Annotated in this window: 7 protein-coding genes; all 7 read right to left on the reverse strand. The window is 72.7% G+C overall.

All coding sequences use genetic code 11. The features are described 5' to 3' along the window. Window positions 1-144: 144 nt before the first annotated feature. A complete protein-coding gene (locus tag ACZ4UB_RS39340; protein WP_468078075.1) occupies window positions 145-645 on the reverse strand; it encodes a carboxymuconolactone decarboxylase family protein in 501 nt (166 codons plus the stop codon). A 118-nt stretch (window positions 646-763) separates the two neighbouring features. Further along, entirely contained in the window at window positions 764-1,816 is a 1,053-nt protein-coding gene (locus ACZ4UB_RS39345) for a serine hydrolase domain-containing protein (protein ID WP_468078077.1), read from the reverse strand. 163 nt (window positions 1,817-1,979) lie between these two features. Continuing rightward, entirely contained in the window at window positions 1,980-3,035 is a 1,056-nt protein-coding gene (locus tag ACZ4UB_RS39350; protein WP_468078079.1) for a DNA polymerase III subunit beta family protein, read from the reverse strand. 95 nt (window positions 3,036-3,130) lie between these two features. Further along, window positions 3,131-3,442, reverse strand: coding sequence for a hypothetical protein (locus ACZ4UB_RS39355; RefSeq protein ID WP_467956176.1), 312 nt, complete (start codon window positions 3,440-3,442; stop codon window positions 3,131-3,133). Window positions 3,443-3,539: 97 nt separating this feature from the next. Then, on the reverse strand, window positions 3,540-5,114 hold the full coding sequence (locus tag ACZ4UB_RS39360; RefSeq protein WP_468078081.1) for an APC family permease: 1,575 nt from the start codon (window positions 5,112-5,114) through the stop codon (window positions 3,540-3,542). Between the two features lie 242 nt (window positions 5,115-5,356). After that, window positions 5,357-6,847: an aldehyde dehydrogenase family protein gene (locus ACZ4UB_RS39365; protein WP_468078083.1), complete on the reverse strand. Its 1,491-nt coding sequence runs from the start codon at window positions 6,845-6,847 to the stop codon at window positions 5,357-5,359. After that, complete coding sequence (locus tag ACZ4UB_RS39370) at window positions 6,844-8,583, reverse strand: N-acyl-D-amino-acid deacylase family protein (protein WP_468078085.1); 1,740 nt, start codon at window positions 8,581-8,583, stop codon at window positions 6,844-6,846. Before ACZ4UB_RS39370 ends, ACZ4UB_RS39365 begins: the two co-directional genes overlap by 4 nt. Window positions 8,584-8,722: the final 139 nt, after the last annotated feature.

Genomic DNA, 8,722 nt, shown 5'->3' on the forward strand with positions numbered 1-8,722 from the left:
ACGCGACGAAGGAGCGCCCTTGAGGGCCCGGCCCACCCCGGAGAGACAGTGGAACTGACGGGCAGCCCCCGGAACCCCACCGACCCCGCCCCACCGAAGCACCCGCCCACCGCGGCGAAGCCGCGCCCGCCACCGCGCCCTGCCTCAGGTCCACTGCTCCGTCGGCGACTTGCCCGGGAGGGGCTTGCCGATCAGGGCCAGGGCGGAGAAGAAGTTGACCTGGCCGATCGCCATCGTCAAGGTGGCGAGCGCCTTGGGGTCGTAGTGGTCGGCTGCTCGGGCGTAGAGCTCGTCGGAGACGCGCTCGCCCCGGGTGTTCGGCAGGATGACCGCCTCGACCAGTTCCAGGGCCACCCGCTCGGCCGGGGTGAAGAACGGCGCGTCCCTCCAGGACGCGACGGCCGTGATGCGCTCCTCGGACTCGCCCGCCTTGCGCAGCAGGGTCGAGTGCATGACCGTCAGGTAGGTGTTGCCGACGATCTGCCCCGCCCGCAGTTGGATCAGTCCGATCGTGGAGCGCGGCACCGAGCGGTTGCCCGCCGCCTTGAAGAGCGCTCCGGCGATGGTCCCCAGCTCCGGGATCAGCTCGGTCGGGTCGGACATCCGCGAGCCCACGGTCTGCTCCACGTCGATCTTCGTGTCCATGGCGTTCCCCTCTCACGGTGGCGGCTGCGCCGCCCCTCTCGTCGTCTACGCACCTCTGACGGATCTCGACGCACGGATGTGACATGTCCGCACGGGAATCTCGTGACCGGTTCCGCGGCTAGTTCGAGAAGGCCGCGGTCGCCAGGTCCACGACGCGTTCGCGCTGGAGCGCGCCGGGCGCTTCGGGGCGGGGGTTGAGGGCGTAGACGAGGTGGCGGCGCAGGTCCTTCGTGGCGAACATGCCGCTCGTCCAGGCGCTCCCGCTGGAGCCCGTCTTGCCCCAGACGGTGACGCCGCTCGGCAGGTCGACCTTCATCAGGCCGCCCGCGCTGAAGCACGCGGCGGGGGTGAGGCAGGTGTTGGTCTTGGCGCCCGGGACGGCCGGGACCTCGAAGAGGGTCGCCTGTTGGGCCGGGGGCAGGAGGCGGCCGCGCAGCAGGGCCGTCTGGAAGCGGTCGAGGTCCGCCGCGGTGGAGGCGAGGCCGCCCTCGGCCCAGAAGTAGGCCACCTGCGGGTCGGTGGAGAGGCCCGTGTCGCGCAGGCCCAGGGGGCGCAGGACGCGGCGCTGGAGTTCCTCCGCGTAGGTGCGCCCGGTGACGCGCTCGACGAGGAGGCCGAGGACGAAGTAGTTCAGGCCGTTGTACTGCTGCTCAGCGCCGGGGGCCGGGGTGTGGGTGTCGGCGGCGAAGGAGGCGGCGACCAGGGCGCGCGGGTCGCCGGGCACCCGGGCGGCCATCGGGAAGTCGCTGGTGTGGTCCAGGAGTTGGCGGACGGTGACGGCCGAGTACGCGGCGGGGAGCAGCTCGGGGAGGTGGCGGCGTACGGGCTCGTCGAGACCGATGCGGTGTTCGGCGACGAGCTGGAGCACCACGGCGCCCGTGAAGGTCTTGCTGACGCTCCCGATCGGGAAGCGCGCGTCGGCGGAGACCCCTGCGGCGGTACCAGTCCACGGCGTGCGCAGCCCCGCGCCCGCCACCCGGACGAGGCCGCCCGCGGTGACGTCGTCCGGGAGCCGGCCCAGCAGGTCCGCCACCGCTTCGGGGTCGTAGGCGGGCACGGCCGCGCGGGCCTCCTTCGGCGCCGGGGCCGCCGTGGCCGCGGGGGCGGCCGCTCCCGCGGTGACGGCGGCGAGGACGAGGCCCGCGACGGCCAGCTGACGGAACCTGCGCATGGAGTGCTCCCGGCGAGGCGTTGAGGAGTCGCGGCCTTGAGGCGGTAGGGCGCTGGGGCCTCGCCGATGCCTTGACGACGTCAACTCTGCTGGTCGGGGGGCGTGTTGCCCATGGGTGATCTCCCTACCGCGACCCCGAGCCCCGTCCGGGCCCCCTCAGGGGTCAGGCGTCGAGGCTGATCGGCATCAGGAGGGAGAAGGTGTCCTCGGTGTCGGGGCGCAGGACGACGAGGGGGGCCTTGGGGCCGACGTACTCCAGGAGGAGGTCGTCGGTGGCGAGGGCCTCCAGGAGGTAGCCGGGGTTGACCCCCACGCGCTCGCCGGTCGGCTCGTCGTCGCCGCCGACGGACACCGCGTCCGCCGTCAGGACGAGGGTGCACACGTCCTCGGCCTGGTCGACGAGCGCCCTGCGCAGGGCCGGGACGTCGAGGGGGATCCGGCGGCCCTCGGGCAGCCGGGTCAGGCGCCGGTAGTCGGGGAAGCCCTCGCCGAGGCCCTGGCCCGCGGCCTCGCGCCCCTGGGTCTCCAGCTCCACCCGGTCGTCGGCCACGGTGAGGCGGGCCGGGGCGTCGGCGTCGCCGTCGGTCAGCAGGGCGCGCATGGCGTCGACGAGCGGGGTGGGCACGGTGACCTGGACCCGTTCGCCGTCGTGGCCGGCGGTGGCGGTGCGGGCGACGGCCATGCGGTAGCGGTCGGTGGCCACGACGTGCAGGTCGCGCCCCTCGATGTCGAAGTGGACCCCGCCGAGCAGCGGGAGTTCGGGGTCGCTGCCGGCGGCGAAGCGGACGGCGTCGAGGGCGGCCGCGAGTGCGGCGGCGGGCACGGTCAGGCGGGCGGTGGTGGTCACGGAGTTCCCCTTGGGTGCGAGTAGCGCTCGTATCGTGGAGAACTCCGTGCGCGCCTCGGTGAGGCCGCGTTCGAGCCGGCGCAGATGGCCGTCCAGCAGGCTCGGCACCAGCCCGGTGTCCGCGCCGGACCAGCCCGCGAGGACGAGCCGGATGTCGGCCAGGGGCATCCCGGCCCGGCGCAGCCGGGCCAGGACGCGTGCCTCGTCGAGCTGCTCGGGCCCGTACCAGCGGTATCCGGTCGCGGGGTCGACCCGTGCGGGCATCAGGACGCCCGCACGGTCGTAGAACCGCAGGGCGCTCACGCCCAGGCCGCTGTCCCGCGCCATTTCGCCGATGCTGCGCATGGCGCGCACGTCGCGCGTGTCGCGCATGTCGTTCTCCACGCCCCTGACTGTGCGACCTCCACCAGGTCGAGGGTCAAGTCTGCGGGGAGCGGTGCGTCAGCGGGGTCGGCGGGGGCGGCGGGTCAGTGGCCCGCGGGAGCGCCGCCGACCGTCGGGGTCTTCGGCAGGCCGGTCTCCAGGGCGGTGCCGGTGCCCGCGAGGGAGCTGTCGGTGGCGTGGGCGGAGGTCTTGGCGGCGCCGGCGGCCACGCCGACGGCGGTCTTCGCGTCCTTGACGGCCCCGCTCGGGTTGTCGACGATCTCGCCGAGCCGTGCGGTGATCGGCGGGCCCTGCGGCGTCGTCTGGTCGGCGGCCTGGGCGAGCCCGGGGGTGAGGGCGATGGCGGCGCCGCCGGAGAGGACCAGGGCGGCGAGGGTGCGCTTCATGGCGTTCATGCCCCGCCCAACGACCCCGGCCGCCGCGGGTCACCCCGGCTCACCCCGGGGTCGCCGCGGCCGTTGACGTGCTCGTCCCGTCGGGCGCGGGGTCCGGTCAGTCGTTGACGACCAGCGACGGGGTCGCCTTGGTCAGGACGCGGCCGCGGAAGAAGGCGGGGCTGCGGCGTTCGGTGACCAGCATGACGATCAGGCCCAGGAGCAGCAGGCCCACGCCGATGACGAAGACGCTGCCGACGCCGAGGACCGTGGAGCCGGAACCGTAGGACGGGTTCCACATGTCGATGAGGGTCTTGCAGAAGACGGCGGCCAGGAGCAGCCCGCCGGCGACCGGGAAGACGCCCTTGAACAGCAGGTCGCGGGTGGAGCGGCGCAGCTCGCCGCGGAAGTACCAGGCGCAGGCGAAGGCCGTCAGGGAGTAGTAGAAGCAGATCATCAGGCCGAGCGCGAAGATCGTGTCGGTGAGGACGTTCTCGCTGATCAGCGTCATCACGGTGTAGAAGGTGCCGGTCGCCGCGCCCGCCATGACGGTCGCGCGGCCGGGGGTCTTGAACCTCGGGTGGACCTTCGCGTACGCGGGCGGCAGGGCCTCGTAGGTCGCCATGGCCAGCACCGTGCGGGCGACGGGGATGAAGGTCGTCTGGAGGGAGGCCGTCGCCGAGGCGAGGACCGCGATGAAGAGCAGGACGCCGAGGCCCGGGCCCATGACCGGGCCGGCCAGGGCGGCGAAGACGTTGCCGGAGGTCTCCGGGTTGCCGAGGCCGAGGCCCTTGTCGCCGGAGCCGACGGCCATCTGGGCGACGATGCCGGTGGCCAGGTAGGAGCCGACCAGGACGACCATCGCGATGAGCGAGGCGCGGCCGGGGGTCTTCGCGGAGCCGGTGGTCTCCTCGTTGGTGGCCAGGCAGGCGTCCCAGCCCCAGTACATGAAGATCGAGAGCGAGAGTCCGGCGGTGAAGGAGGCCATGGATTCGACCGCGAAGGGGTTCATCCACTGCCAGGAGAAGTCGAGCCCGGTGTCGAAGGTGCCGGCGGAGGCCTTCTGGAGGGCCATCGCGACGAAGACGGCGAGCACGACGAGCTGGAGGCCGACCAGGGTGTACTGGATGCCCTTGGTGGCGGTCATCCCGCGGTAGCTGATGGCGGTGGCGACCGCGATCAGGCTGAGGCAGGTGGCGATGTGGACGAGTTTGTTGTCGTCCAGGGCCGCGATGCCCGGGTCGCCGGTGATCTCGCCCGCGAGGAGCCAGAAGTAGGAGGTGGCGACGCCGGCCAGGTTGGAGAGGACGATGATCGTGGCGATCACCAGGCCCCAGCCGCACATCCAGCCGACGCGGGGCCCGAAGGCCTTGACGGTCCAGGTGAAGGAGGTGCCGCAGTCGGGCATCGCCTTGTTCAGCTCGCGGTAGGCGAAGGCGACGAGCAGCATCGGCAGGAACCCGGCCAGGAACACGGCGGGCATCTGGACGCCGACCTCACCGGCGGTGGAGCCGAGGGTGGAGGTCAGGCAGTAGACGGGGGCGACGGTGGAGATGCCGATGACGGCGCTGCCCAGGAGGCCGACGGAGCCCTTGCCGAGGCCCTTGCCGCGCACGCCGTCGTCCGGGCCCGCCGTGCCGGCGGCGCCGCTTACCGTGTCTGCGACCCGAGGCCGAGCGTCCAGCTGTGTCATGTGAAGGGACGTTAGACGGTGCGGTTTCCACATCCGGAGGACATAAGTCCGATTCAAAGGTCCCGGAATTCCCTTTGAATCTTGAGGTCAATAGACCGACAGATCACTTAATGAAAGGTTCACAGTCCCGCCGATCATCGTTTCGGCGGGACCGGATGTCACCTTTCGGCATGCGGAAACCGCAGCCATGTCCGATATGCCGGACTCTAAACTTTCCCGATCACATTTTGGTCAAGCGTGCCTCACGTCCACACGATGGACTGGATCTCGCTGTAGGCGTGCAGCGCGTACGAGCCCACGTCCCGCCCGACCCCGCTCCGCTTGAAGCCGCCGAACGGCGCCTCCATGTTGCGGCCGATCGTGTTCACGCCGACCCCGCCCGCACGCATCCGCCGCGCCACCCGGAAGGCCCGCGCCGCGTCCCCGGACCACACGTAGTGCAGCAGCCCGAAGTCGCTGTCATTGGCCAGCGCGATCCCCTCCTCCTCGTCGTCGAAGGGGACCACCACGACCACCGGGCCGAAGATCTCCTCCCGGACCACCCGCATGTCGTTCGTGCAGTCCACGAGCAGCGTCGGGGCGACGTAGAAGCCCTTGCCGTGCGGCCCCACCACCGGGCGCTCGCCGCCGTGCGCGACCCGCGCCCCTTCCTTGCGGCCCCACTCGACGTACGACTCCACCCGGTCCCGGTGCGCCGCGGAGATCACCGGGCCGACCACCGTGCCGCGCTCGCCCGGGTCGCCGACCTTCATGAAACCCAGGTAGCCGATCAGCTTCTCGACGAGCTGGTCGTGGATCCCGCGCTGGGCGATCACCCGGGTCGGGGCCGTGCAGATCTGGCCGCTGTAGAAGGAGAAGGTCGTCCCGATCCCCCGCACCGCCGCGTCGAGGTCCGCGTCGTCGAAGACGACCGCAGCGCCCTTGCCGCCCAGCTCCATCAGCTGCCGCTTCATGGTCCGGCCGCAGACCTCCGCGATCTTCTGCCCGACGCCCGTCGACCCGGTGAAGGACACCATGTCCACGTCCGGCGCGTCCACGGCCGCCTCGCCGACCTCCACCGAGGCGCCGTTGACCACGTTCACCACCCCGGGCGGCGCACCGGCCTCCTGGAGCGCCGCCGCCATCTTGAACACCGACAGCGGGTCCTGCGGAGCGGGCTTGACCACGACCGTGTTGCCCATGGCCAGCGCGGGGGCCACCTTGCCCGCCGGGTTGGCCCACGGGTTGTTGTAGGAGGTGATGCAGGTGACCACCCCGACCGGCTGGCGGATCTCCAGTGCGCCCAGGACGCTGGCCGCGCCCATCGGACCGGCCTCGGTGACCTGCGGCGGCAGACCCCGCTCGACCGGTTCCAGGGCGCCCCGCGCGTACCGCCGGAAGCGGGCCACCCCGACCCCGACCTGCATGCCGCGGGCGATGCCGGTGGGGGCCCCGGTCTCCGCCTGGGCGAGGCGCGCCCACGGCTCGTACTCCCGCTGCATGATGTCCGCGGCCCGGTCCAGGATCGCGGCCCGCTCCTGCGGCTTCGTGCGCGACCAGCTCGCGAAGGCGCTCCGGGCCGCGGCGGCGGCCTCGTGGACCTGCTGCCGCGAGGCCTCGGGGGCCAGGCCGACCACCGACTCGTCCGCCGGGTTGATCACCTCGTAGTGGCCGCCCGCGGGCTCCACCCATTCGCCGTTGATCAGCAACTGCTGCGGCCGGTCCCCCGGACCTGCCGGACCCGTAGCGCTCAACGCGTGCTCACCGTCCTCGTGTCCCGGCCCGACCGGAGCACGATCCCCGGCACGGCCCCCGTCACTTCGTCGTCGCGGATCGTCTCCACCCCGTTGACCCGGACGGACACGACGCCGATCGCCCGCGAGTCCAGCCGCGGGCTGTCCCCCGGCAGGTCGTGCACCAGCGTGGCGGGCCCCGCCTCGATCCGCTCCGGGTCGAAGAGGACCAGGTCCGCGTGCCAGCCCTCGGCGATCCGGCCCCGCTCGCGCAGCCCGAACAGCTGGGCCGGGTCGTCCGTCAGCATCCGTACCGCCTGCTCCAGCGGCACCAGCTTGCGCCCGCGCAGGCAGTCCCCGAGGAAGCGGGTCGTGTACGGCGCCCCGCACATCCGGTCCAGGTGCGCGCCCGCGTCCGAGCCGCCCAGCATCACGTCCTCGTGCTGCCAGGTCTCCCGGCGCAGCGCCCAGCTCGCCGGATCGTTGTCGGTGGGCATCGGCCACAGCACGGTGCGCAGGTCGTCGGCCGCGCAGATCTCCACCAGGCAGTGGAAGGGGTCCTGGCCGCGCTCGGCCGCGATGTCGTTGACCACGCGACCCGAGAGGCCGGCGTTCTCCTCGCTGTAGGTGTCCCCGATGACGTAGCGCCCGAAGTCCGCGAGGCGCCGGAAGACCCCGGCCTCCTTGCTGGCGGCGCGGCGCAGCATCTCGGCCCGTACGTCCGCGTCGCGCAGCTTCGCGATCCGCTCGGGCACGGGCAGGCCGAGGACCTCGCCCCAGCCGGGGATCAGGTTGAGCGCGCAGAAGGTGCCGAGCGACATGTTCATCGGGGTCAGGATCGGCATGGTGAGCGCGACGATCCGGCCGCCGGCCTTGCGGGCCCGCTCGCTCGGGAGGAGCTGGCGCGGTACGCGCTCGGGGACCGCGGCGTCGATGGTCAGCACGTTCCAGTTCAGCGGCCGCCCGGCGGCGGCGCTCATCTCGACGAAGAGGTCGATCTCCTCGTCCGCGAACTGGTCCAGGCAGCCCGCGACGATGGCTTCGAGCTGGGTGCCCTCGTGTTCGGCCACCGCGCGGGAGAGGGCGAGGAGTTCCTCGGGCCGGGCGTGCCGGGAGGCGACGGGGGCGCCCGCGCCGTCGGAGTGGGTGGCGGACTGGGTGGTCGACAGGCCCCAGGCGCCCGCGTCCATCGCGTCGTGGAAGAGGTCCAGCATCTGCCGCATCTGCTCGGGCGTGGGCTGGCCGCCCACCGCGTCCTCGCCCATGACGTGGCGGCGCAGTGCGCAGTGGCCGACCATGAAGCCGGCATTGACGGCGATCCGGCCGTCGAGGGCGTCGAGGTACTCGCCGAAGCTGGACCAGCTCCAGTCGACGCCCTCCTCCAGGGCTTTGAGGGCCATGCCCTCGACCTTGCTCATCATCCGGCGCGTGTAGTCGGCGTCCTCGGGGCGGTCCGGGTGCAGGGGGGCCAGGGTGAAGCCGCAGTTGCCGCCGGCGACGGTGGTGACGCCGTGGTTCATGGAGGGGGTCGCGTACGGGTCCCAGAAGAGCTGGGCGTCGTAGTGCGTGTGCGGGTCGATGAAGCCGGGGGTCAGGACGAGGCCGTGGGCGTCCTCGCGGGTCCGGGCCTCCTCGGTGACGGTGCCGGGCTCGCCGATGACCGCGATCCGGCCGTCGCGTATCCCGACGTCCGCCACGCGGGCGGGGGCGCCGGTCCCGTCCACGACGGTGGCGCCCTTGATCAGGTGGTCGAGCATGACGTCCCTTCTGGCGGTGCGGTGGTTGCGTGCGCGGGGCGCGTTTGCCTCCGGCGGCGGGGGGGGGGGGGGGGGGGGGGGGGGGGGGGGAAAAGAGGAGAGGGGGGGGGGGAAAAGGTGGGGGGGGTGGGGGCGCCAA

Source organism: Streptomyces sp. NPDC028419 (assembly GCF_055565515.1).

Bases quoted from the DNA above. Each gene is read 5' to 3' on its own strand.
- ACZ4UB_RS39340 (WP_468078075.1), bottom strand. From the start codon at position 645: ATGGACACGAAGATCGACGTGGAGCAGACCGTGGGCTCGCGGATGTCC.
- ACZ4UB_RS39345 (WP_468078077.1), bottom strand. From the start codon at position 1,816: ATGCGCAGGTTCCGTCAGCTGGCCGTCGCGGGCCTCGTCCTCGCCGCC.
- ACZ4UB_RS39350 (WP_468078079.1), bottom strand. From the start codon at position 3,035: ATGCGCGACACGCGCGACGTGCGCGCCATGCGCAGCATCGGCGAAATG.
- ACZ4UB_RS39355 (WP_467956176.1), bottom strand. From the start codon at position 3,442: ATGAACGCCATGAAGCGCACCCTCGCCGCCCTGGTCCTCTCCGGCGGC.
- ACZ4UB_RS39360 (WP_468078081.1), bottom strand. From the start codon at position 5,114: ATGACACAGCTGGACGCTCGGCCTCGGGTCGCAGACACGGTAAGCGGC.
- ACZ4UB_RS39370 (WP_468078085.1), bottom strand. From the start codon at position 8,583: ATGCTCGACCACCTGATCAAGGGCGCCACCGTCGTGGACGGGACCGGC.